Genomic DNA, 26,121 nt, shown 5'->3' with positions numbered 1-26,121 from the left:
GTAGGCCTAGGAGTGGATAGTCTTTTAGTAAATAGAAAATGCTTTTGCAACCCAAAAACTGTAATGGTAAGGGTTGGCATTTCATAACCGGCCTGCTCATTGTTTACTTTAAACTTCTGCTGCCTGCAGTCTACCATCTGTTAAAAAAATATGGATTTTAAAAACAAAGTAGTTTGGATAACCGGCGCTTCCTCCGGCATAGGAGAAGCATTGGCAAAATCGTTTGCTGATGCCGGAGCGAAGCTTGTGCTTTCTGCAAGACGTATTTCAGAACTTGAAAGGGTAAAAAACGCCCTCAGGTTAGACGATGACCGCTGCCTGATCATTCCGATGGATCTTACTGATCTGACAGGTGCGGAAAACATGGTTCAACAGGTAGTAGAAAAATTCGGATCGATCGATGTGCTTGTGAACAACGGCGGCATCAGTCAGCGTGCAATGGCCATTGATACTGCAATAGAAACCGACAGGGAAATCATGGAAGTAAATTTCTTTGGTGCAATCAGGTTGACAAAACTGGTGTTGCCTGTAATGATTAAACAGCAATCAGGCCAGATCGTAGTGATCAGCAGTGTCGCTGGAAAGTTTGGGTTTTATCTGCGTTCCGCTTACTCGGCATCGAAGTTTGCATTGCACGGATTTTATGAATCCCTGCGGATGGAAGTTTTCAAATATAATATCAAAGTGTTGTTGGTCTGTCCCGGAAAGATTCATACCAATATTTCCGTGAATGCTTTACGTGGGGATGGGCAGAAAAATAATATCATGGACAAAGGGCAGGAGGAGGGTATGCCGGCTGAAGAGTGTGCAGAACGCATACTAACGGGGATCCGTAAGGGAAAATATGAATTGCTGATCGGGGGAAAGGAGGTGATGGCCGCCCAGATTAAAAGGTTTTTCCCGGATTTTTTTACAAATTTTATAAGGAAACAAAAACCGGAATAGACAGCGAAATATAAAATACAGGGCTCAGAATACAAGATACAGGATAAACAGAAACAGGAAACGGAAAGATGGCGGAAAACTGGTAAACTGAAAATCAAAAAAGGACCAGTGATCCCAAATAGTGCGAAGTATTGAATTGGCTCTGACAACCAACCTGCGGGCAGGCTGGTCGACAACTAACAACTTCTGCAGACTTACAATTGAATCCTCAAACTAAGAACTAAGAACTAAGAACTATGAACTCGATAGCAGGTATTCAACAAATCGGAATCGGTGTACCCGACGTCCATAAAGCATTCGAGTGGTATCGTAAAAATTTCGGAATGGATGTTCCCGTTTTCGAAGAAGCTGCAGAAGCTAACCTGATGTTGCCGTATACTGGTGGAATGCCTCACAAGCGTCACGCTATACTGGCAATCAATATGAAAGGTGGCGGCGGATTTGAAATCTGGCAGTATACGAGTCGAACCCCACAGCCTGCAAATTTTGAGATTCAGCTTGGTGACCTCGGATTCAATGTTGCCAAGATCAAATCGACTGATGTCAGGGGCAGTTTTGAATTTCTGCAATCACAGAAAGCTAACTTGCTTAGCCCCCTGGTAAGCTACGCAGGCGGTGCGATCAATGCCTTTTACCTGAAAGATCCATGGGGAAATATTTTCCAGGTGATGGAAGGAAAAGATTGGTTCCCGGGAAAAGGATATCAACTGACAGGTGGTGCAGCCGGATGCATTATTGGTGTTACCGATATTGAAAGGTCAAAACAATTCTATTCAAAAATCCTGGGTTATGATCAATTGATTTACGAAGGAGAAGGAAGTTTTGAGGACTTTGCCGGACTACCCGGCGGGAACAGCAGGTTCAAAAGAGTCATCCTCACACACAGCAAAGAAAGAGTTGGTGCATTTTCGAAATTGCTTGGCTCCAGTGAAATTGAATTAATACAGGTGCTGGACCGAACCCCACGAAAAATTTATGAGAATCGCTTCTGGGGTGATCTCGGATTTATTCATTTGTGTTTTGATATAGGAAGTCAGAAGGAAATGAAACAGCTCTGTGAATCTTCAGGACATCCATATACTGTCGACAGCGGAAATATTTTTGATATGGGTGAAGCTGCAGGGCATTTCAGTTATATTGAAGATCCGGATGGAGCACTGATTGAGTTTGTTGAAACAAAAAAGATTCCCATTCTGAAAAAAATCGGCTGGTATCTTGATCTCACCAAACGTGATCCCACGAAGCCACTGCCGAACTGGATGTTGAAGGCATTGGGACTGACGAGAGTTAAGTAAATAGTAAGTGGTGAGTGGTAAGTAGTAAGAAGGGAACAGCCCGCCAATGGGGATGCAGTGAGCGGGTGTTTATAATGACAGTTGAAAATAAGCAGAGATTCCTGATATGAATTTCTGATTGCAATAATTTACGAGACTTATAAACGACATTAGACCCTCGATCCTGTGTTCATGGTGCGAATGTTTTTAAAGGTTTTTTCATTCTTTGTATTTCTCAGTTTAATGATCCCTTGTCTTTCGCTGTTTGATCTGTTTGTTTACGACAAATCACACACAGTAAGCGTAATTGTAACTTTTGGAACATCGGTTCTCTTTTTCTGCTGACGGGTAAGTATTATAAGAAGTCAATTATACATAAATGACTTTTTACAATACAGGAGAGATATCAGAAGAAACCATTGCCTTCATTTATTGTATATGCAATTATGATTCCGGTAATTACATTTCATGTTTCTTCGTCCGACAATAGCCACATTGCTTGCCCGTGGGAAGATGTTGGGGAGCAGATGTTGAGGGTGTAATTCATTAAAGCAATTAGTAACTCTCCATTATTGGTAGATGAACCCTCACAAATCAAACTTACTGCGTTAACAAATCTGGTTGCTGTTACGCTCACTTCTCACTACTTACTACTTATTACTTCATACCATCTGCTCAAAATATCTGCCAACCAAGCAACGATACTTCTTCTCCGATAATACCTGAACTACTTTTACACAGTCAATCGGAGATAAGAATTATTAAACAGGAAAAAAATGAAAACAACAGGAATTATCGCACTCTTCATTGCAGTGCTGGCAGGATTTAGTTCATGTAAGAAAGATGATATTGAAGCAAAGGTGGGAATCAATGGCGTATGGACAGGAAATTACACAGTAGACCCCTCAACTGAGAAAGGATTTTTCAGTTTGAATTTTAAATCAAATGGTGTTTTGGAAGAGTTGTCTTCAGCAGGCGCGGTTAAAGGAACAGGGACTTGGGAGATGGATAGCAACAATATCATTACCGGATCGTACAAGATGACTGCATCTGGTAACAGATATTCAATCGTGGGTGCTTTCTATCCGCAGCAGAAAAAAGTTTTAGGTAACTGGGGTTATGATGATAGTGCAACTGATGGTGGAACTTACGAATTGTCGAAATAAGTTGGTTATAATTGGTTACAGTTGGTTTAAAAATTCAAGGTGGTGCCGGCGCTGAATATAGAGCGCCGGCTTCTTTATTTTTTATATGAGTCAAACAGAAAAATTAATCTAACCCTTGTCTGCATCATACACCAATCCTGCTTTTGCCCTGATAGCATCGAGTGTGTTCATAAGTTGCAGACTATCTTTCAGCGACATCACGGGACTTTCGTTCAGGCCTTTGTGTAAGCAATCATGCGCGTGACGGATCTGGTACTGGTAACCCCAGCCCGATTCTTTTTCGAAAGGAATATTTTCTTTACTGTCTGGCCTTCCCGGGAAAAATTCAATCGACGTGGATATGGGTTCGTAGAATCTTGAAGTCAGTTTGATCCTTCCTTTTTCTCCGTTGATATCAGCTTCTGTACCCAAATTGGTAAGAAAACTGGAAAGCATCTGTGAGAAGGAACCATCATTGTACCTAAATACAACAGCCATCTGTTCATCAATTCCTTCTTTTGATGGCTTCATCCATGCATCGATTTCATCAGGCATACCCAGCACAGAAAGGGTAAGGAACACATTGTATATGCCTATATCCATTAACGTGCCTCCTCCTAATGCAGGCTTAAACAATCTTTGTGGAAATGATGGATCAGTTGCGAAACCAAAATTCACCTGCATACTCCGGATCTTTCCCAGTTTACCCTCGTTGATCATCGACATGGTCGTGAGGTAATGAGGCACAAACTTAGTCCACATGGCTTCCATCAGGAATACATTATTCTTCCTTGCCGCATCGATCATTTCAGATACCTGCCTGCTGTTCATCGCGAAAGCCTTTTCACATAACACCGCTTTTTTATGATTGAGACAAAGCAATGCATGTTCGTGATGAAGTCCGTGCGGCGTTGCGATGTAAATGATGTCAACATCAGGATTATTTACTAGTTCTTCATAGTTCCCATGAATATATTGCGCGGGGAATTTTTCGGAAAACTCTTTCGCATTTTCCAGCGAACGCGATGCTAGCGCAGTAAGCTTCCCACCACCTGCCAGTTGCAGATCATTTGCGAATTTGTGAGCGATGCGGCCACAGCCCAGGATGCCCCAACGGATATCATTCATGATTGATATTTTTTTGAAGATAAGGCATAAGGTTGAACGTAGAACGTTGAAAGTTGAACGTTAGCTTATAACGGGGCAGTTGTCTCCCGGATTGGCTACAGCGTTTAATGCCGCCTTTATTCGACGTAAAAATTTTGACTATGCAAAACAGAGTCTCATCCGAATACTTTGAAAGCGTCTCAATATTTAGATTTTGTGAGGCTGACCGAAAGTGAAGCCTCCAACGTTTTACGTTCTGCGATCTATGTTGTGCGTTTTACGTTTAACCGATCATTAGTTAGATTCTTTTAGTTCGTCCAACTCAACAGATCTTTTATTTAAAGGCTGGGTTGGTCTGTTGTTGGGCCCGATCCTTGAAGAAAAAGCTTTTATCTGATCGGTAGTCAGAGAAATTTTTTCTTTCAGTATCAGCCATTGAACATTTTCAGTACAAGGTGGAGTGGTCAGCGATCCGATATAATGATAAGCATGGTGGTCCGTTGGAATATGCAGACGAATACTCAGACTGTCTGATGCGTTATGAATACTTTCGCCTTTTTCATCCGGAAGATAACTGATGATTTTATTGAAATTTTCATTTGCTTTTTTCCCTTCGACAAAAAATACGCCGATTACCGCCAGTGAGCCGTCACTTGCCTGGTGAACCATATGCATTTCCATGGGCAAATGTTCACCATCAAGTGTGTGTTCACTTGGTGTATGAAAATGAAATTGCTTGAGTTGATAAGTTTTATTGCCATACCGAAGCGAACTTCCTTCATCAACAGAAGCCTGAATCGTATGGCCATTGTCAATGATTTCATTCATGTGCTCGTTATATGCAATACGCACAGAGGTATTTTTGTATTCGAGGTTCCAAACCGAACCAGTGGTAGTGCCTGATTCTTGAATATCAATTGGTGATTGTGTTTTCCCTTCGCCGCAAGCAGCGTATACCGGCGAAAGAGCGGCCCAGTGTTCTGGTCCGTCATCTCCGTGATATCCCCAATGAACCGGCCGTGGTGATCGATGCGATGAATCTGTTGAATGTAAAGCTGCTTTTTCGTTTGTTTCTTTTTGTTTCGGGGACGAGCAACCGAATAAGTTCAATATTACCGCCGTTATCAGGAAAGAGAAGAAAAGCTTTTTCATTAATTTGAATGACTTCAGTAAATTAATAAGATTTTTCAGATTTAAATTCCGGATACTTATTTTTAAAAACAACACATCGCAGCAGGGTCTGCAAATTCATTTATGTTTGAATTGAATACATATGTTGAGAGAAGGAGAATGTTGGCCGAACAGGTGGGTGAGGGCATTCTTTTCTTCCCGGGTAACATTCAAAGTTCGATGAGTTATAAAGACAATCACTATCCTTTTCGGCAGGACAGCAGTTTTCTTTATTTCTTCGGAATTGATCTGCCAGGATTGGATGCAACGATCGATGCAGCAACCGGAGAAACAATTCTCTATGGTGAAGAACCCACAGAAGATGACCTGGTATGGACGGGGCCGGTAACTCCACTCACAGAAATGGCTGAACGGGTTGGCATAAAAAAAGTTCGTCCATGTGTTCAGCTTCATCGCGACCTGGCTGGCCTAAAGCAGAAGCATAACCGAATCCACTGGCTGCCTCCTTATCGCCCGGAAACATTTTTAAAGATCCAGGAATTGCTGCAGGTCGAAGCAAATGTTGTAACTCTTCTATCATCGGAAGCTTTTATCAAAGCAGTAGTAAGGTTGCGTTCAACAAAATCCGAAGAAGAAGTCAGGGAAATTGAATCGGGTGTAGACTTTACAGTTGATATGCTTCTGCTGGCAATGAAAAATGGTGCTGCGGGTATCCGTGAATGTGAGCTGGCTTCAGCTATGCATAGTTCAGTTATTGCGAAAAATTCTCAGCTCGCGTTTCCAACCATACTCACGGTCCATGGAGAAATACTGCATAACCACTATTCAAACGCCACAGTGAAGCCAGGACAACTGATCCTCTCTGATTGCGGCGCAGAATCACTTATGCACTATGCAGGTGATATGACGCGAACATTTCCTGCGGATAAAACCTTCAACAATCAACAAAAAGAAATCTATCAGATCGTTCTTAATTCCTTCAGACATGCATCGGGGTTATTGTCGCCAGGTATACTTTTCAGAGATGTTCATCTTGCCGCTTGCGAACAGTTGGTCACTGGTTTGAAGGAGCTGGGGATTTTTAAAGGAGATACAAAAGATGCTGTAGCGGCCGGCGCTCATACATTATTATTTCCCTGCGGTCTTGGTCATATGTTGGGACTCGACACACACGACATGGAAAATCTTGGAGAAAAATATGTTGGCTACACTGAGGAGCTTGTACAGAGTAAAGAATTTGGTTTGAAATCATTGAGGCTTGGTCGTGCTTTGGAAGAAGGATTTGTGCTGACTGTTGAGCCCGGCTTATATTTCAATCCCTTTCTAATGGATCTCTGGGAATCGCAGAAAAAGCATGTCGATTTCATTAATTATGGTGCACTAAAAAAATATCGCGATTTCGGGGGTGTCCGAGTAGAAGAAGATTTTTACATCACGGCACAGGGAGCGAGAAAATTAGGCAAACATTTACCGATGGAGATTAGTGAGATTGAAGAATACAGGCGATAAGTGGGGATACAGAATACTGATTGGAGAATACGGAATACAGGAAAGCTGGAAAATGAATTAAAAAGCAGAAACAGAAAAACAGTGTGAAAAAGGCCAATCTGCTGACAATGGTAGGGAGTCATGCTTGACTCTCTACTATTATATTCTATAAACTTCTGCCTGTTGCCACATACATACATTGTAATATTTCTGATACTTTCTGGCTCTGCAAGCTGACGTTTTGAAAACCTGGCAGGTCTATTAGACCTCGCAGGTCTTTTAAACCTCGCAGGTCTATTAGACCTCGCAGGTTTTTTAAACCTCGCAGGTCTATAAACCTTGCAGGTCTTAGACCTCCAAGGTTGTCACTTTAGGTGGTCAATTTCTTCTGCTTTTGGCGATTTACGTAGTTTCAAAAGATAGTGATTCCCTTCTTACAGACCTGGCAGGTCTTTTAAACCTTGCCCGTCTATTAGACCTCGCAGGTCTATAAACCTTGCAGGTCTTAGACCTCCCAGGTTGTCACTTTAAGTGGTCAATTTCTTCAGCTTTTGGCGATTTACGTAGTTTCAAAAGATATTGATTCCCTTCTGACGACCTGGCAGGTCTTTTAAACCTTGCCCGTCTATTAGACCTGGCAGGTCTTTTAAACCTTGCAGGTCTTAGACCTCCCAGGTTGTCACTTTAAGTGGTCAATTTCTTCTGCTTTTGGCGATTTACGTAGTTTCAAAAGATAGTGATTCCCTTCTGACAGACCTGGCAGGTCTTTTAAACCTTGCCCGTCTATTAGACCTCGCAGGTATATAAACCTTGAAGGTCTTAGACCTTCAAGGTTGCCACTTTATGTGGTCAATTTCTGGCAAACATCTGCTTTTGGCGATTTACGTAGTTTCAAAAGATAGTGATTCCCTTCTGACAGACCTGGCAGGTCTTTTAAACCTCGCAAGTCTTTAAACCTTGCCGGTCTATTAGACCTCGCAGGTCTTAGACCTCCCAGGTTCAATTTCCGGAAAAATACCTCAACCTGTACGCATTCATCGCTGTCTCTCCGAGATGATCCGTTAACCGGTGATTAACATAGGCACCGACAACGGCGCCAATCCCAGGTACCAGTTGTAACAGTTTTGCCAGATCGATATAATCGCGGTATTCCTGCTGGAAAGTTCGCCAGTCGAGTGAATTGAGATCTTCAGGCAATTCCGGTGCTGAAGCCCATGACGCCAGTTTCTGGTAAACGAGGTTGCGGTGTTGCTGACTTGAAAAACAGAGTTGAAAAATTCCGAGGATATACAGGCGTTCACGGGTATCCCTGACGTCGTAGCCATACACTGCCGCTATTTCAAGCAGCATCTTCATCTTTATACTCAACCATAACGGAAAGTCAGCCAGTCCCAGTAAAATGCCGCCTGCTCCGGTAATTGCACCCTCTGCAGCAGCCGTGTTTTTATACAGTTTGATTTTCCCTCTTGCCTGTTCCTCCCGCCCTTCAAGATCGATTCCCGTGAGCGGCGGAGGGTTTATGAGTCCTGCGCCCGTCATCATACCTTTTACTGTTTCCCGGATCGCGGCCGTCACCACCTCGTGTACTTTTTCAGGGATATAGGAATTGATCCTGGTCTGTAATTTTTTTGATACTCTTGCCCGCAGGGACGGTTTACGCTGCATCTTCTGCTGCCAGATGCGCATATCCATCGCCGCTTCTTTTTCGTATCTACTGAGTTGATTTAACAGTGCCATACACTTCAAGTTAAACTTTAAATAGAATATTCTTCTTCACATTACAAAATTCGGCAAATTGTACGGCCGGATCCACTCTCTTTTTAACAAATAAAACAACACAAAGTTGAATACTTTTTCACATATTGTGTATAACTCGTATCCGCTGGAACCCGCGCTGGGATTGAGTTTCAGACCGGCTGGATTTTTGTTAATAAAATGGGAGTAATAATGAACACTTAGCGGTGCAGCAAGGTTAATTTGGAAACCTGTTCTGTTATATTTGCCTCCCATCATTTTTTAAAAGGACGACACGTGAGACTAAAGAGTTTAGAAATTAAAGGATTCAAAAGCTTTGCTGACAAAACCACGATCAATTTCGACGAAGGTATTACCGGCATCATCGGACCTAACGGGTGTGGTAAGAGTAATATCGTTGATAGTATACGTTGGGTAATCGGGGAACATAAGATCAGTAACCTTCGCAGTGAGAACCTGGAAAGCCTCGTGTTTAACGGCTCGCGCTCGCGTAGCGCCAGTGGTCTCGCGGAAGTGAGTCTTACTTTCGAGAACACACGTAATCTCCTGCCCACGGAGTTCAATACAGTTACTGTTACCCGTAAGTTTTATAAAAGCGGCGAAAGTGAGTACCGCCTGAACGACGTTCAGTGCCGTTTAAAGGATATACATAACCTGTTCCTTGATACTGGTGTGAGTACAGACAGCTATGCTATTATCGAATTGGGCATGGTGGATGATATTATTAAGGATAAGGATAACAGTCGTCGTAAAATGCTGGAGCAGGCGGCGGGTATATCTATCTATAAAACCAGGAAAAAAGAAGCACGTCTCAAACTAGACGCTACGGAACAGGATCTGAATCGTATTGAAGATTTGCTGTTTGAAATAAATAACCAGCTGAAGATGCTGGAAAGCCAGGCAAAAAAGGCTGAAAAATACTACGAGATCCGCAAGGCATACAAAGTAGTAAGTGTTGAACTGGCGAAAGCCGCTTTGGAAGGATTCAATCTTACGTATAAAGATCTGACTGAGCAACAGCAGACCGAAACTGACCGCAAGCATCAGCTGGAAGCCGCCATCGCAATGGAAGAAGCTGGTTTGGAACAGGAAAAACTGGAGTTCGTTGAAAAAGAAAAGGAATTACAGCGCATGCAACATGCGTTCAATGATTTCCTCGGAACAGTGCGTACGCGTGAGAATGAAAAAAGTCTTGCAAAACAGCGTTTGCTATACCTTAAAGAAAGAGGTCAGTCGTTGCAGGATTTTCTCCAGAAATCAGAGGGCCAGCTGAAAGGTATCGATGAAAGTATTCGTTTCACGAAGCAACAGATGATCGATGAAGAAGCAAAAAAAGTTGCGCTTCAGGACAGGCTGGAAACGCTTCGTGATGAGGTGGATGAAAAGAGGAAGGTGTTTGATGAAAAACGTGCCGGTATCGATATACTGAGAAAAGAAAACCAGGCTTTACAACGTATGCAGTTCGATTCTGAAAAACGTGTAGCCGTTGGTGATACTTCCATTCAGAATTTACAGCGTGCAATACATCAGCTTAGCGATGAACAGAACCAGCGCCAGTTGCAGATACAGCAGGTGGCTGCAGATAAAGATCAACGCGAACAGGAGCTGGAAGAAAAAAGAATAGATCTTCAGCAGCTACAGGAAATTCATGAGCAGACACGCGAACAGATACTCCTCACCCAGGAAGTACTCGAACATTTGCGAGCGCAACTCGCTGATGAAAGTCGCAGGCTTGATGCAAAAAAGAATGAACACGCACTGTTGAAGAGTTTGATAGATTCAATGGAAGGTTATCCTGAAAGCGTAAAATTCCTTCACAATAATCCCAATTGGAACCATACAGCACCGATCCTTTCTGATATCATCTATGTAAAAGAAGAATACAGAACCGCTGTCGAAAATGTACTGGAACCCTACCTGAGTTATTATGTTGTGAATGATCTGCAGGAAGGTTTGCAGGCTGTCCATCTTTTGGATAGTAACCAGAAAGGAAAGGCGAACTTTTTCCTTATGGATAAACTGAATGGTACGCCCGCTAATTACGATATGCATGGGATCGATGGAACCTTCTCCGCAATGGACGTGGTTGAATTCGATCCGAAATATAAAAATCTCGTGAATTACCTGCTGGGTAATGTACTCATCGCAGAAAATGAAGAAGCACTGGCCAATTCAAATGGCCACGTCGTTCTTGAGAAACATGGTAAATATGTAAAGGGCAAATACGCACTCACGGGAGGAAGCGTAGGTCTGTTTGAAGGAAAGAAAATTGGTCGTGCAAAAAATCTCGAAAAACTCGCTCAGGAAATCAGTGCACAGGAGATAGTGGTAAACGATCTGCGTGCAAATATCCAGGCCAAGCACAATGAAGTAATTGGCTACAACGAAAAGCTGAAAGAAAACGCGATCAAACAGACACAGGACCAGATCAACCTATTATCTAACCAGGTGTATGGACTTCAGAATAAACTGGAAAGTCTTCATCAGTCTGAAGAAGCAGCATCGCGCAAGAAAGAAGACCTGGAAGGCCAGTTGCAGGACAATACAGATTCGATGGCTGATGTTCGCGCTGACCTTGATAAGCTGAATGGTCAGCTGGAAGAGCTTGCAGATCAGCTGCGTACTTCTGAAGAGCAATATTCACAGGCGGAACAGGAATATGCATTTTCAAATACAGCATTCAATGATATTAATCTGCAGTACACACGTCAGCAGAGTGTGTTGAATGCATTGCAACAGGAAGCAGAGTTCAAAACAAAACAGATCAATGATCTGCGCCAGCAGGTGGAAACCAGTGGAGTACAGTTGCAGGAAGCGATTGGAAACATTACTGAAACAGAGGTTAATCTCGCGGAAGTAGAGACCAGCCTGGTGGAAATGTTGCATCGCAAAGAAGAAGAGGAACGTAGCCTTAACGAGGCAGATCAGCACTATTACCAATTGCGTAATGTATTAAATGAAAAAGAAAGTGCTGTTCGTCATAAGGTAAAAGAGAAGGACCAGGTGGATCAGTTGCTGAACCTGATCAAAGACAAGGTCAATGAACTTCGTTTACAGCTCGCCGGTATTAAAGAACGCCTGAGTGTTGAATTCAAAGTCGAGCTGGATAACATTATTGATGAAGCGAGGCAGTCAACAGATAGCCAGGAAGAACTTCAGGCAGAAGCTGATAAGATGAAAAAGCGCCTGGAAAATATGGGCGAAGTAAATCCGACAGCTATCGAAGCGTTTACTGAAATGAAGAAGAGATATGACTTCATCGTAGAGCAAAAGAATGACCTGGTAACAGCAAGAGATACATTGATCCAGACCATAGAAGAAGTCGAGTCTACTGCGAATCAGAAATTCCTTGAGACCTTTAACCAGGTTCGTGAAAACTTTCACAGGGTATTTAAAGCCTTGTTTACAGAAGATGATACCGCTGATATGGTCATGATCGATCCGCAGAATCTGGCAGAAACCGGGATTGATATCATCGCCAAGCCAAAAGGTAAAAGACCATCTTCGATCACACAGCTGAGTGGGGGAGAAAAGACGTTAACTGCCACCGCATTGTTGTTTGCGATTTATCTCATCAAACCAGCGCCGTTCTGTATCCTTGACGAGGTTGACGCACCGCTGGATGATGCCAACGTAAGCAAATTCACCAACATGATCCGTCAGTTCAGTAAAGAGTCACAGTTCATCATTGTTACACATAACAAAACAACGATGTCCACAGTGGATATTATTTACGGTGTAACGATGCAGGAAGCGGGTGTTAGTAAACTTGTGCCGGTAGATTTCAGAAATCTGGCTGCGAACTAGTGAGAAAAATTGGTGCTAAAAAATAAAAGATTGACAGCAAATTTGTCAATCTTTTTTTATGCGTTGAACGGAGGAAAATTCTTTGTGAAGAGGAGAATATTCTGCCGCAGGAATGTTTTTTCTCTTGTTTTTTTTCAGAATCGATTTCAAAATTGCTGAAAGCTCCCAGGTATCCCGTCTGCCGCGGCGGATCGGATACCTGGCTAAAAAATTCGCAAACCGGCGTTAGTACTTCAGCTTCCCAAGTCTTCCATTTCCACCCGCGAGAAAAACAGCATTTCCTTTTTTAGCACGACGCACCACATGAAATGATTCTTTACTTATATTCTTCCAGTTTTCTGCGCCGTCAAATGACATATCCACACCAGTTGTACCGCAGGTAATCAATATTTTTTTGTCAATAAACTCAACACAGGAACGATAACCGAAAGGACCTGTTACTGGTTTTTTCCAGGTTTTTCCAAGATCAGTAGAGTAAACACACACATCATTTGCCAGAGCTGGTTTACTAAAATCGCCGCCGGTAACAACAATACGATGAGTTCCGTTACCACGAAACCAGACCGCCACCGAGTTTGCACCACTGCTTTCGGTGCCTTGTTGTAACGGAAGATCATACAAAACGCCACTCAGTAAAATACGCGATTTCAAACCGCCTGTAACCATAACTGCATAGTCACGGTTGAGTTGCCTGATATTTGTTCCGCTGGAGGCAAAGAAAGCTTCACCGGTAACAGGCTTATCGAGTTTGTCGGATGGAAATTTTTTCCAACGGTTGCCGTTATCAATCGATTGTACGATATACAGTTTTCCATCTATCGGATCGCCAACTGCCATACCATGTCCATCGTCCCAGAATTCCATCGCATCCAGGAAAACACCTTTTGTACTGTCCGAATAAACAAGCTTCCAGTTTTCACCTCCATTGAACGTTTTGAGAATATAAGCTGGTTCACTGATACCAAGGATAACTGCGGTCTTTTCATCAAAAGCTTCAATATCACGGAAATCGGTTTTCTCAAATCCTTTCACTGTCATCCAGTTCCAGGTTTTTCCGCCATCGACGGAACGGCCGACAGTTCCATTGCTTCCGCTTGCCCAGATGACCCTGTCGTTCACTATACTGAGTCCGCGAAACGAAGTTTTCAAACCACTTTCAATAATTTCAATCTCCTGCGCATTTCCTTTGAAAACTGAAAGGATTAGGGTAAGAATCGATAATAAAAAAACATTTTTCATAAGACGACAAGATAATAAAGTTCCGGCAGCATAAGCCACTTGTTATATTTGCGACATTCTTGCATATGAGCTACAATTATCTTCCTCTGGACCGTTCCTGGCTGAGTTTTGATCAGCTTCGTAATTATCTTGAATTCAGACAGGAAGTGTCTATCACCTATGATGCACACATGAAAATTGTGCAGTGTCGTGAATACCTTGACAATAAACTCGCGAACAGCGATGAATTGTTTTATGGCATCAATACCGGTTTCGGATTTTTACAACATGTACATATCGACGATTCACAAACGGAACAATTGCAGTCGAATTTGTTGAAATCACATGCCTGTGGGATGGGGGATGAAGTACCGAAAGAAATTATACGAATGATGCTGATGCTTAAAATAAAATCTTTGAGTTATGGTCATTCAGGTGTGCAGATAGATACCGTTAAGCGCTTGATGGAAATGCATAACCAGGAAATTTTTCCTGTAATTTATACCCAGGGTTCACTCGGTGCGAGTGGCGACCTCGCTCCACTAAGTCATATGTGTTTGCCATTGATCGGGCTTGGCGAAGTATATTATAAGAATCAGAAAACAGAAACAGAAACAGTGTGGAAAGGTCTCGGTTGGGAAAATATTCAATTGAAAAGCAAAGAGGGACTTGCCCTGATCAATGGTACACAGTTCATGAGTGCCTACGGGATTTATTGCCTTATTAAATCAAAACAGTTACTGGCCTGGGCAGATTTCATCAGCGCGCTTTCACTTGATGCATTTGATGGAATTACACAACCTTTTGACGCAGCGATTCAACGCATTCGTCCCCACGCCGGACAGGTGAGTACAGCCACCAACTTACGTCAATGGCTAGACGGTAGTGAAATCTGTGTTCAGAAAAAGAAACAGATACAGGATCCTTATTCTTTCCGATGTATTCCGCAGGTACATGGGGCTTCTAAAGATAGTGTTGATCATATACTCGGTGTTTTCCTTCGCGAGATCAATGCGGTTACTGATAATCCGAATATATTTCCGGAAGAAGACCTGATCCTTAGTGGTGGTAACTTTCATGGACAGCCGTTGGCATTGAATCTGGATTTTCTTGCGATTGCGATGAGTGAGATGGCAAATATTTCCGAACGCAGGACGTATCAGTTGATCAGTGGTCAACGAGGTTTGCCGATGTTTTTGGTGAAAGATCCTGGATTGCATTCCGGGTTTATGATTCCGCAGTATACCGCCGCGGGTATTGTTAGTGAGAATAAACAGCTGTGTACTCCGGCCTCGGTAGATTCTATTTCCAGTTCCAATAACCAGGAAGATCATGTGAGTATGGGCGCAAATGCAGCAACGAAATGTCTTCGTGTGATAAATAATGTTGAACGCGTATTAGCGATTGAATTATTGACTGCTACACAGGCATTGGATTTCAGAAGGCCTCTTAAGTCTTCCCCTCAGATAGAAAAAGTAGTTTCAGCATTTCGTGAGAAAGTAAGTTTTATTGCAGAAGATCGTGTGCTGCATGACGACATGATCTCGGCGGTTTCGTTCATAAGGGACTATCCGTTGGTATAACGTAGAACCTGCCTCCGCCGGCAGGAAGGCGTAAAAAGTTGAATGTTTAACGTAGAAAGTTAGCTGTTGAGATTGTAGCAGGTTGTGTGATTGTTATTTCCCGTTTTCTTTCCGGTCTTCCCGACTTTCCGTCTACCGTTGATTAATATCATTGTCGTTGCGTTAAAAAGTATTAGACGGTAAGGCGGCAAGGTCGGGAATGAAGAGGCGGTAAAAATATCTAAGTGAGTTTCTGTTGAATTTATTGAACGGAAGTTACTTGCCTGACTTTTTGATCTTAGATATTACGTTCAACCTAAGTAGTAAATTTATAATCTGATTCTTTTTGTATTCGTAAATAAAAAATAAGAGATCATGGAAACGGCCGCAGCAAGAGGATACGACAAATCAAAATATAAAACACCAACAGGTTCCTCTATTTCATGTAAGGGCTGGATACAGGAAGCCGCATTACGAATGCTTCTGAATAACCTCGATCCGGCTGTTGCTGAACGACCTGATGATCTGATCGTATATGGCGGCAGAGGGAAAGCGGCAAGAAATTTTGATGCACTGGATAAGATCATCAAGGGACTGAAAATTCTGGAAAACGATGAGTCGCTGCTGATACAAAGCGGGAAACCTGTTGCGATTGTAAAAACACATACAGATGCTCCGCGTGTGTTAATCTCCAATTCGCAGCTTGTACCCAACTGGGCGAACTGGCAACATTTTGATGAACTGGAAAAGAAAGGCTTGACGATGTACGGACAGATGACGGCTGGTTCATGGATTTATATCGGCTCCCAGGGAATTGTACAAGGTACTTATGAAACCTATGCTGCAGTAGCCGACAAACATTTCGGCGGAACGTTGAAAGGCACTTTGAATGTCACTGCTGGTCTTGGTGGCATGGGTGGCGCACAGCCGCTTGCGATAACGATGAATGAAGGTGTAGCACTCATTGCAGAAGTGGAACAATGGCGAATTGAAAAAAGGATTGAGACGAGATATTGTGATGAAATGATCCTTGATATCGATACAGCTATTGATCGCGCACTCGAAGCAAAAAAGAAAGGTGAGGCAGTTTCAATAGGAGTATTATGCAATGTCGTTGATCTTCTGCAGAGGTTAATCGATAGGAACATTACTCCAGATACCTTGAGTGACCAGACTTCTGCGCACGATCCGTTAATCGGATACTGGCCGCATGAAATTTCACATGCTCAGGCAAAGCTGCTGCGGGTTGATCATCCGGAAGAATATCTTTCTTATGCGTATCGTTCAATGTATTTGCATGTGCAACTTATGTTGCAATTGATGGATAGGGGAGCAGTCACTTTTGACTATGGAAATAACATACGCGCACGGGCAACCGAATTTGAAAAACGTGCAACAACTGATGATGATGCAGAACTGAGAAGTCGGTTTATTCCTGGTCGTTGTTTTCATTTTCCCGGATTTGTCCCGGCCTATATCAGACCTTTGTTCTGCGAAGGAAAGGGACCCTTTCGCTGGGCCGCTTTGAGTGGCGATCCTGGTGATATCACGGTCACTGATGAAGTTATCAGTAAAATGTTTCCGGATAACAAAGGTTTGCAGCGATGGCTGCGTCTGGCAAAAGAAAGAATTGCTTTCCAGGGATTGCCTGCCCGCATCTGTTGGCTTGGTCAGGGAGAAAGAGAAAAAGCAGGGCTTGCATTCAATGAACTTGTGCGGACGGGAAAAGTAAAAGCACCTATTGTTATTGGTCGTGATCATCTTGATACAGGATCAGTTGCATCACCCAACCGCGAGACAGAAGCCATGCTGGATGGAAGTGATGCAGTCGCTGATTGGCCGGTTTTAAATGCGTTGATGAACACTGCTGGTGGTGCATCGTGGGTAAGTCTTCACCATGGCGGTGGAGTGGGAATGGGATACAGCATTCATGCGGGTATGGTAATCGTTGCAGATGGCACTGCGGAAGCTGAGGCTCGGCTCGCTCGTGTCTTACGCAATGATCCGGGCATTGGCGTTATCCGTCATGCAGATGCGGGATACGAATTGGCGAAAGAGACCGCGGAGAAGAACGGTTTAACGTTGAACCTGCCTTAGCCGGCAGGCAGGCGATGAACGTTGAAGGTAGAAATGTTGTCGCAATCTACCTCAGAGATTGTCGCTTTTCCACATTTTCATTTTCGTACTAATTGGAGAAGTTTGTATTGTCAACGATTAATAACAAAAAAACGGAAACAAATGGCAACAAAGGAATACACCGTAGTTACGACAGAAGCAGAAATCAATGCACCAGTAGAAAAAGTCTGGAAATACTGGACTGAACCAGATCATATCACTCAATGGAGTTTTGCTTCAGATGACTGGCACGCGCCCTGGGCAAAAAATGATTTGCGTATTGGCGGTGCATTTTCTTCCCGGATGGAAGCAAAAGACGGATCTTTCGGATTCGATTTCGGAGGGGTATATGATGATGTACAGGTTCATAAAAAGATTGCCTACACAATGGGCGATGGACGAAAAGTGGAAGCCACTTTTTCTCCGGATGGAGGTAAAACCCGTGTAGTACAGCGCTTCGACGCGGAAGAAGAAAACTCAGTAGAAATGCAGCAGATGGGCTGGCAGGCGATTTTGAATAATTTTAAAAAATATGTTGAGACTAAGTAGGGAGGCAGGGGATTTAGCAGGTAGTGAAAAGTTACAGCGTTTAATTTTTAGAAATTCTGCAATAGTCAACCATCAATTTTTTTATTTTTGGATGGGCGATAAAAAAAATGGTCGGAAATTTTCCCGACCTTTTTTTATTTGGTAATAGTCTGCCGATTTTTTAGTGATAACCGAATTGAAAGCTTGTTACTCCTATCAGACCACTAATTCTCCTGCCTCCTTACTCCTGCCTGCTCACTATTGTTTAGCAATAACAAACATCTTCCCTCCATCAGTCACCGTATACAACTTACCATCTAAATAAGCTACATCCCGGAAACGTTCTTTCTTATCTGCAAGCAGTATTTCTTCTCCCACCACTTTATTATTTTCATCAATCACGATCCTTGCAATGTGCATACTGCTTAAACCACCTATGAAAAGATTGTTCTTCCATTCCGGAATAGCATCTCCGGTATAAAATACAATACCACTTGGAGAAAGCACCGGATCCCAATAATATACAGGCTGCTCCATGCCTTCTTTTTGCTGAATAGCATCACCTATTTTTCCGCCGCTGTATTCAATTCCGTAAGTAATAGTCGGCCAGCCATAGTTTTTACCGGCTTTTATGAGGTTAAGCTCATCGCCACCGCGCGGACCAAATTCCACTTCCCATAAATCACCGGTCACAGGGTGCAATGCAATACCCTGCGGATTTCTATGCCCATAGCTGAATATTTCTGGCATCGCATCTTTCTGATTCAGGAACGGATTACCAGGAGCTGGTTTTCCTTCTTTGGTCAATTTATAAATTTTGCCAAGGCCTGAATTCAGCCACTGTGCCTGCTTCCGTCCTTCGAGAATAGAACGTTCCCCGGTACTTACATACATATTCCCGTCTTTATCAAATGCGATCCTTGATCCATAGTGAAGTGTACTTTTCAGATCAGGGGTTGCCCTGAAAATGACCATCGGATTTTCAACTTTTGATTCATCTGCAGAAAGCTGGCCTTTGGCTACCGCCATCAGATTTCCTTTCCCGTGATCTTCAGAAAAAGTCCAGTAAATAGTTCTGTTCTGAACGAAGTCTGGATCGAAAGCAACATCAAGTAAACCGCCCTGCCCATTGGAGTTGACTTTGGGAAAACCAGTCACTTTTTTCTGCACTTTTCCGTCAGTTCCGAAAATCTGCATAAAGCCGGTCTTATCAGTCACCATCAGTCTTCCGTCGGGCATGGGGACAACGGCCCAGGGACTGCCGATTTTCGTTGCAATTTCATCAACCTTATATGCAGTTTTTGTTTTTACACCACCGATGCGTGTTTGGCCCGCAAATGCCGGTTTGTACTCCGTATTCGCAGTACCTGTTTCAACGGGGGGCAATTGAGTTGTATCCGCAGACGAATTGCTTTTCACGACCTGTGAAGTATCTTTCGCTTCATTGGAAGTTGTTGCATTGCCACAACTGCTCAGCATAAGCGAAACCGTCAAAGGCACGAGATAACTGAAGGATTTGATATCCATTGTATTTTATTTAGTTAAGGCGCAAAAATAGGGAAGCAGAAGTATAACAGTAATCTTAAAACAATTTTAAACAGTCGTTTAACATCAATTGTGAATTATTACTTGTACTGTGCTGAAATCTATACAACCCGCGATCCATGACCACTTACTCAAAATTGGTATAATCTTTTTTTTCATTCTGAAACGGCACAACCCTGCTACTGAATAAGTATGAATTTTTGTTATCTTTTGATCTCAACCGATGTCAGCCATGATAAAATTCCTATCTTCTTTTTTATTTCTTTCAATAACTGTTGCCCTTTTCTCCGGATGCAATGATCATGGCAGCAAAACTGATACCACAGATCCTGCTGCAAAAGAACTGGTACTGGAACAGGATGAGACGGCAGGAACAATATCTGTTTATAAAGCGGGTAGCGACAAACCGATCATAGTTGAAAATGCAAAAGAGAATTTTCGGCCATTTCTTCATCCCATTACCGCTCCTGATGGAAAAGGAGTGCTGACAGAATACAGTCCTGGGCACCATAAACACCAGACAGGTATTTACTGGGGTTTCACAAGAGTAAATGGTAGAGATTTCTTTCACAATCCGGGTGAAGGATACTGGAAGAAAATTGGTGCAAGTATAGTAGAGAAGAAAGGTGAAGAAGTAAAATGGCAAACGATTTATGATCTTTTGAATGAGAAAGGAGAGCCTGAGTTGCGTGAAACGCAGAACTGGAGCATGAAACTCGATAGTGGAAATTATGTACTTACACTGGAATGGAAAGGCGAAGCAAAAACGGATGTGACCATCGGCAAATACGATTATGGCGGACTCTTTGTGAGAATGCCATGGAAAGAAGGAATGAAGGGAGAAGTGATCAATGCGGCGCGTGAAAAAAACGAAAGGGCAGAAGGTAAGCAGGCACTTTGGGTGGATGTTGGTTTGCAGGTAGAAGGTCGCGATGATCTTGCGCATATTGCTGTTTTTGATCATCCCTCCAACAAAGCGTATCCACAGCACTGGCGTGTTGACGGACAGTTAGGATTGGGGGCTGCCCGTTCACGTTTGGCAGATTGGTCGATCCCCAAAGGAGAAACAGAAACTATAAAGTATCAGCTGTATATCTATTCCGGTGAATTGAATGATGTCGTGATGACTGATCGATGGGCAGCATTCAGCGGCCAGAATTCAACTTATGCGCAATGGCTCATCGCCCGCCAGGAAGGTCTTGATGCAAAATTTTTAACTCCTGAAGAAGCAGTAAAGAACATGACGATGAAGCCCGGCTTTGAGACCAATGTATGGGCCTCCGAACCTATGATGACTCAGCCAATGGCATTCTGCTGGGATGATCGCGGACGGTTATGGATAGCCGAAAATAAAGACTATGAGAATCGTGGTCATGGGTTTTCAGATTCCGGAAATAGCCGTATCCTGATCCTTGAAGATACCAACCATGACGGGCGCGCAGATACAAGAAAAGTATTTCTTGAAGGGATTGCATTTCCTGCAGCAATTGCAGTTGGTTTTGATGGAGTTTTCCTTGGTGCACCGCCTAACCTGCTGTTTGTACCAGACAGAAATCAGGACGATAAGGCTGATGTGAAGGATATTGAGGTCAGGCTAACGGGATGGGGTATCCGGGACAGGCACGAAACGTTGAACAGTTTGCACTGGGGGCCCGATGGCTGGCTGTATGGATGCCAGGGTTTTGCAACTCCATCAAAAGTTCGGAAACCCGTTGGCAAAGGCAAATTGTACAGGCACAAAGACCCGTTTCCTGAAAATATTTTAGAAGGAGCGGGCGTAGATATTAACGGCGGTGTCTGGCGTTATCATCCGACAAAAGATATCTTTGAAGTGGTAGCTCATGGTTTCAGTAATCCATGGGGGATTGATTACGATTCCAAAGGACAATTATTCATCAGTGCCTGTGTTATTCCGCATATGTGGCATGTAATTCCGGGAGGAATTTATCACCGGCAGGGTGGACAGCATTTTAACCCTTATGTATACGATGACATAAAAACGATTACTAATCATAGTCATAGATCAGCACATGGTGGCGCAAGGATTTATCAGTCCGATGCATTTCCAGCTGATGAAAGGGGGCGGATTTTTATGGCAAATATTCATGAGCACGGTGTATTATCGGATAAACTTCAACCTTCAGGTTCTGGATTTATTGCCAGTCATGCTGATGATTTTGCGATGGCTAATAATGGTCAATGGGTTGGTTTCAGTATGGAGATAGGGCCTGATGGCGGGGTCTATGTACTGGACTGGCATGATGCCGATATCTGCGGAAACCAGGTAAAGAATTCAGAGACCGGTAGAGTATTCAGAATCATGCCGGAAAAATCGCAAGCAAAAGATTTTGCAGAACGTTATGGTGATCTGAATAAACTGAGTGATGTGGCTCTTGTACAACTGCAGACCAGCGAAAGCGACTGGCATGCGCGAAGAGCGAGGGTAATACTGCAATCGCGTGCGTCAAAAAATACATTGAATCCAGCCGTGAAGCAAAAGGCCATGGAGATTTTCAATTCATCACAGAATCCTGATTATCGTCTTCGTGCATTATGGACATTGCATGTAACAAAATCGCTTTCTGAATCTGAATTGCTGAATGCACTGGATGACAAAGATCCTTATGTACGGGCATGGGCAGTGCAGTTATTATGCGAAGACAAAAAACCTTCAGCAAATTCAACGGCGAAATTTCTGACAATGGCAGCAAATGACAATTCGCCGGTTGTTCGGCTCTACCTGTCCTCTGCTTTACAAAGAATGGATAGGTCGTCCGCATGGAAAGTGGGAGAAGCACTTGCAAAACATGGTGAAGATGCACAGGATCATAATCTTCCGAAAATGGTGTGGTTCGGTATTGAACCATTCGTTGCACAGGAGCCCGCACTGGCATTGAAAATGGCTTCCGAAACACCAATTCCATTGCTTGCGCAGTTTACAGCAAGAAGAGCTGTTGATGCCGGCGCGATGGATGTACTTGTGCAAACGATCAGATCAAACCCAAAGAATAAAGTGCTGATTATGGAGGGCATGTTGAATGGGATGGAGGGACGTACCGATATTAAAGCACCAGCAGGTTGGCAAACCATTTATGCATCCTTGAAAGATGGAAAAGATCGTCAGAGCCAGCTGGCTACAGATATTACTGCTTTGTTTGGAGATACCGAAGCGGCACAGCTGGCTTTGGCAACACTGAAAAATAAATCGCTGACAATTGAACAACGCCGGAAAGCATTGCAGGTACTCACTGCTCAGCAAAGAAAAGAACTGGCAAAAGAACTCCCTGTGCTAATTGACGATCCTCAATTACGAACAGATGCCATCAGATCAATCGCTGCATTCAGCGATAACGGTCTCGGTCAGCTGCTTCTGGCAAAGTACCCAACGCTGAGTGCCACAGATAAAATTACTGCAATTCAGACACTGTATTCGCGACCAGCCTACGGCTGGATTCTTACACAGGCACTGAAAGATGGAAAGATTCCTAAAAAAGATGTTTCTGCAAATGCGGCTCGTCAGCTACGCAGGGTGGTGGGCAGCGGTTTTGTTGAGGTGTGGGGACCCATCGATGAAGCGCCGCGAGACGAAAAAGAATTTCAGAAATACAGGATGATGTTGAATGATGATGCACTGAAAAAAGCTGATATGGTAAAAGGGGCAGCATTATTTCAGAAAACCTGTGGAACCTGTCATAAAATGTATGGAACAGGAGGGGTTGTCGGCCCGGATTTAACCGGTTCGAACCGTTCAAACCTGGAATATCTTCTTTCGAATATCCTGACTCCCGGTGCTGATGTACCAGACAATTACAAACTGGTGGTTGTTACAACGCGAGACGGGCGAACTTATTCAGGTAATATCATCAATGAAAATCAGCGGCAGATCACCATGCGGATTGTAGGTCAGGATGCCGTAGTTATTAATAAATCGTCTATTCAATCCCGTGAGGTCACTCCGGATTCAATGATGCCGCAGGGATTGGTATCTCAGTTGAGTGAGGCAGAGGTAAACGACCTGGTGGGTTATTTACGAACAGCGACGAGGTAGACGGTAAGTAGTAAGTGGTAAGTAGTAAGTAGGGCTTAATTGCTAAAATTAGAAAACAGAATACAGTATACAGAATAAAGGGAGAAAAAAATGAAAATAGAAAACAGTGAATAAATGATTTCGGTTTACGGTATTGTTCCTGTAAATTGTAAATCGTAGAGACCGTGCGTAGCGCCTCTACGATTTACAGTTTACTTATCTGGAATATGATCGTGGCTGTACATTTCCCTCCAGCTTATTGATTTGAAAATCAAAAAACCGCAACATAAGGCTGTTCCCTTCTTACTACTTACTACTTACTACTCACTGATTTCCCAGCGCTTCCTTCACCAATATCACCACTTCGGATCTATGAATTTCGCGGATTATAACGCTAAGTATTCCATTATCGTAATACCTTACCGGCGCAGTTGAACCAACCGGATGTGTTCCTGTATAGTTTCTTCCTTCAGCTTCGGCTGCAACCTGAGCAGTATTCAGGACAACCCGAAATTTTTCTCCCGGGTTGAAAATCTCTGAAGCAATAACAACATCGGCACCACGGAACTCATCCGTTTCAATGCATGGATTTACACAAATGAGGATCTCCTGGTCGTCAAGTATTCTTGACCATGCGATGAGCTCGCGACTTTCCGGAAAACTGAACGGTTTTCCGACAACGCTGGTCTGGCGGGTATATTGACGTCCTTTCCGCAAAGCAGGCCAGTTCTTTCTCGTTTCGCACATAGCTGCTATGCGCACATATGCCGGACTATCCTTATTAAAACAATGTTTTCCTGTAATTCCAAATGCGGCAAAACCGGGAAGTGATTCGTCAAGATTGTTCAACTGATCTCTTATAGGAAGTTCAAAATGCGCTCGTGGATGTTCCGGACCAAACATGGCTTCACGCAAATAACGATCACCCCAGTTTCTGGAATCATTCCATCCAGGAGTATACATCTGTTGCGATTCCGGTGGCCCGGAAAAAGCCTGTTCAGTTCCGTAATAAATACAAGGAATGCCCAGCGTATACAACTGCATGGCAATTGGTGCAACAACTGCATAGTTTTTAACGGATGATTTATCCGGAATAGATGCACTGAACCGGATCTTTTCCCCGATAACATGATCATGATCGTCCAGTATCGAAATATGCCGGTTACCAAAACTGCGATGAGAATCAAAACCTGTTGATTCAGCTTTAAAACTTTCGAGGTACCAATCGCCCGGAACATATCCTTTGCCAGCATATTCCAATGCGACCCGAGCGGAACCAATGTCCAGCGCGGCTTTCAAATTTCGCTGCATTAATGCAGTGTAATCGAGTACATAATCCTGGTTATTGTCGCCACCAGCGATTTCACCAGCCATAAGAAAATTTTTCTTACCTAACGCATCCGCATACTCGAGAATCGATCCGCAGAAATCCCTGGCTTCTTCGAGTGAAATATGTTTGATGGTATCTATCCTGAATCCGTCACAGTCGGTAATTGCTATCCAGTATTTAAAACAGTCTGCCAGGTAATTTAATGTGTCTGCATTATCCAAAGCGAAATCTTTCAGCGAATAGAAATCCGTTCGCTTATGCTCTGCGTGTACGTTTCCGAGATCGTTGTCGTCCAGACTTCCATGGCCTGCACGGGTATAGTTGAACTCCTGCTGTAATTCCCGTGGCCACACACCATCGTCTGGCTGCTGTATATCGCCTGTATAATTGGTAAAAGCAATTTCATCGGCGTTTCGCCAGGAGATCGTCCAACCCTTTGAATCCTCGCGGAATGGATTGCCATAGAAATCTGGAAAATATTTATACGGCGTGTAGCTGACAACTTCGTTTGGAGCAGAATCAGGTTGAAGATAACCCCAGTTATCTCCGGAATGATTGATGATAACGTCAAGGATCACGCGGATACCAATGTTATGTGCATCCTTCACCAGTAACTGCAGATCTTTCCGTGTTCCGAAACGGGGATCAACCTCCAGGAAGTCCTGTATCCCATAGCCATGATAGGTGTCTTTTTTAACCCGTTGTTTATATAACGGACCAATCCATAATGCAGTTATGCCGAGGCCTTTAAGATATTCAAGTTTTGAACGGATTCCATTAATGGTGCCGCCCTGCCATCGCTTCCCTGATTCTGCCCAGTTTCCCCAATGGATATCCTGGCGATTCGTTTCCTTCCGCTTTGCGTCTATTTCGGTTGTAGTTAACAGTTGCCTTGTTTCTTCTTTTCCATCGGAAAAGCGATCTGGCAAAAGAAAATACAGGATCTCGTCGCGCCAGTCCGAGGGGGAGGAGTGATAAGTGTATTCGCCACTGGCGGCTTTACTCAACATCCTGTTGACATCAATCAGGCTGGAAGGCCTTTCTTCATTAATCAGATCAGAAATAGATGGCATAGCGGGTTACTGTTTTGCAGAAATTATTTTCACAAGTAGATAAATTTCCTGCATAAAACCCAATAGCTGGC

15 protein-coding genes are annotated in these 26,121 nt (G+C 43.4%); 9 read left to right on the top strand and 6 right to left on the bottom strand.

Going from position 1 to position 26,121, the window contains the following annotated elements; genetic code table 11:
- The first annotated feature begins 150 nt into the window (after nucleotides 1–150).
- The 3 genes from P2W82_RS04665 (at nucleotide 151) to P2W82_RS04655 (ending at nucleotide 3,385) form a co-directional block, all read left to right on the top strand.
- Nucleotides 151–945: an SDR family oxidoreductase gene (locus P2W82_RS04665; RefSeq protein WP_336514681.1), complete on the top strand. Its 795-nt coding sequence runs from the start codon at nucleotides 151–153 to the stop codon at nucleotides 943–945.
- Nucleotides 946–1,181: 236 nt separating this feature from the next.
- Nucleotides 1,182–2,240: a VOC family protein gene (locus tag P2W82_RS04660; RefSeq protein WP_336514680.1), complete on the top strand. Its 1,059-nt coding sequence runs from the start codon at nucleotides 1,182–1,184 to the stop codon at nucleotides 2,238–2,240.
- A gap of 755 nt (nucleotides 2,241–2,995) precedes the next feature.
- Nucleotides 2,996–3,385, top strand: a complete 390-nt coding sequence (locus P2W82_RS04655) for a hypothetical protein (RefSeq protein WP_336514679.1) — start codon at nucleotides 2,996–2,998, stop codon at nucleotides 3,383–3,385.
- Nucleotides 3,386–3,493: 108 nt separating this feature from the next.
- Here P2W82_RS04655 and P2W82_RS04650 read toward each other — a convergent pair whose 3' ends face one another.
- Together P2W82_RS04650 and P2W82_RS04645 are read right to left on the bottom strand one after the other, a co-directional pair.
- Nucleotides 3,494–4,492 carry a Gfo/Idh/MocA family protein gene (locus P2W82_RS04650; RefSeq protein ID WP_336514678.1) on the bottom strand — a complete coding sequence of 333 codons (999 nt, stop codon included), beginning with the start codon at nucleotides 4,490–4,492 and terminating at the stop codon, nucleotides 3,494–3,496.
- Between the two features lie 273 nt (nucleotides 4,493–4,765).
- The gene (locus P2W82_RS04645; protein WP_336514677.1) at nucleotides 4,766–5,623 is read right to left on the bottom strand and encodes a carbonic anhydrase; all 858 of its coding nucleotides are present in this window, start codon (nucleotides 5,621–5,623) and stop codon (nucleotides 4,766–4,768) included.
- A 102-nt stretch (nucleotides 5,624–5,725) separates the two neighbouring features.
- On the opposite strand from P2W82_RS04645, the gene P2W82_RS04640 reads away from it, so the two are divergent.
- Nucleotides 5,726–7,111, top strand: a complete 1,386-nt coding sequence (locus P2W82_RS04640) for an aminopeptidase P family protein (RefSeq protein WP_336514676.1) — start codon at nucleotides 5,726–5,728, stop codon at nucleotides 7,109–7,111.
- Between the two features lie 978 nt (nucleotides 7,112–8,089).
- On the opposite strand, the gene P2W82_RS04635 is transcribed toward P2W82_RS04640, so the two are convergent.
- Nucleotides 8,090–8,827, bottom strand: coding sequence for an EcsC family protein (locus tag P2W82_RS04635; RefSeq protein WP_336514675.1), 738 nt, complete (start codon nucleotides 8,825–8,827; stop codon nucleotides 8,090–8,092).
- A gap of 294 nt (nucleotides 8,828–9,121) precedes the next feature.
- Here P2W82_RS04635 and smc point away from each other — a divergent pair, with 294 nt between their 5' ends.
- The gene (gene smc / locus P2W82_RS04630; protein ID WP_336514674.1) at nucleotides 9,122–12,652 is read left to right on the top strand and encodes a chromosome segregation protein SMC; all 3,531 of its coding nucleotides are present in this window, start codon (nucleotides 9,122–9,124) and stop codon (nucleotides 12,650–12,652) included.
- A 225-nt stretch (nucleotides 12,653–12,877) separates the two neighbouring features.
- Here smc and P2W82_RS04625 read toward each other — a convergent pair whose 3' ends face one another.
- Nucleotides 12,878–13,891, bottom strand: coding sequence for a WD40/YVTN/BNR-like repeat-containing protein (locus P2W82_RS04625; RefSeq protein ID WP_336514673.1), 1,014 nt, complete (start codon nucleotides 13,889–13,891; stop codon nucleotides 12,878–12,880).
- Between the two features lie 65 nt (nucleotides 13,892–13,956).
- Here P2W82_RS04625 and hutH point away from each other — a divergent pair, with 65 nt between their 5' ends.
- The 3 genes from hutH to P2W82_RS04610 all read left to right on the top strand — a co-directional run bounded on the left by hutH (nucleotide 13,957) and on the right by P2W82_RS04610 (nucleotide 18,096).
- Complete coding sequence (gene hutH, locus P2W82_RS04620; protein ID WP_336514672.1) at nucleotides 13,957–15,453, top strand: histidine ammonia-lyase; 1,497 nt, start codon at nucleotides 13,957–13,959, stop codon at nucleotides 15,451–15,453.
- Between the two features lie 354 nt (nucleotides 15,454–15,807).
- A complete protein-coding gene (gene hutU / locus P2W82_RS04615; RefSeq protein WP_336514671.1) occupies nucleotides 15,808–17,529 on the top strand; it encodes a urocanate hydratase in 1,722 nt (573 codons plus the stop codon).
- Nucleotides 17,530–17,670: 141 nt separating this feature from the next.
- On the top strand, nucleotides 17,671–18,096 hold the full coding sequence (locus P2W82_RS04610; protein WP_336514670.1) for an SRPBCC family protein: 426 nt from the start codon (nucleotides 17,671–17,673) through the stop codon (nucleotides 18,094–18,096).
- A gap of 237 nt (nucleotides 18,097–18,333) precedes the next feature.
- Here the strand turns inward: P2W82_RS04610 and P2W82_RS04605 are convergent, their stop codons facing one another.
- Complete coding sequence (locus tag P2W82_RS04605; RefSeq protein WP_336514669.1) at nucleotides 18,334–19,602, bottom strand: PQQ-dependent sugar dehydrogenase; 1,269 nt, start codon at nucleotides 19,600–19,602, stop codon at nucleotides 18,334–18,336.
- Nucleotides 19,603–19,852: 250 nt separating this feature from the next.
- Between P2W82_RS04605 and P2W82_RS04600 the strand changes: the two genes are divergently transcribed.
- Nucleotides 19,853–23,668: a PVC-type heme-binding CxxCH protein gene (locus tag P2W82_RS04600; RefSeq protein WP_336514668.1), complete on the top strand. Its 3,816-nt coding sequence runs from the start codon at nucleotides 19,853–19,855 to the stop codon at nucleotides 23,666–23,668.
- A gap of 303 nt (nucleotides 23,669–23,971) precedes the next feature.
- Here P2W82_RS04600 and P2W82_RS04595 read toward each other — a convergent pair whose 3' ends face one another.
- On the bottom strand, nucleotides 23,972–26,050 hold the full coding sequence (locus tag P2W82_RS04595) for an alpha-amylase family glycosyl hydrolase (RefSeq protein WP_336514667.1): 2,079 nt from the start codon (nucleotides 26,048–26,050) through the stop codon (nucleotides 23,972–23,974).
- Between the last annotated feature and the right edge of the window lie 71 nt (nucleotides 26,051–26,121).

Origin of the sequence: Pollutibacter soli (assembly GCA_029269725.1) — a bacterium.
GTDB classification, from domain to species: Bacteria; Bacteroidota; Bacteroidia; order Chitinophagales; family Chitinophagaceae; genus Pollutibacter; species Pollutibacter soli.
Note: the sequence above shows the minus strand (reverse complement) of the source record. Positions and strands in the feature narration are given on the sequence as shown.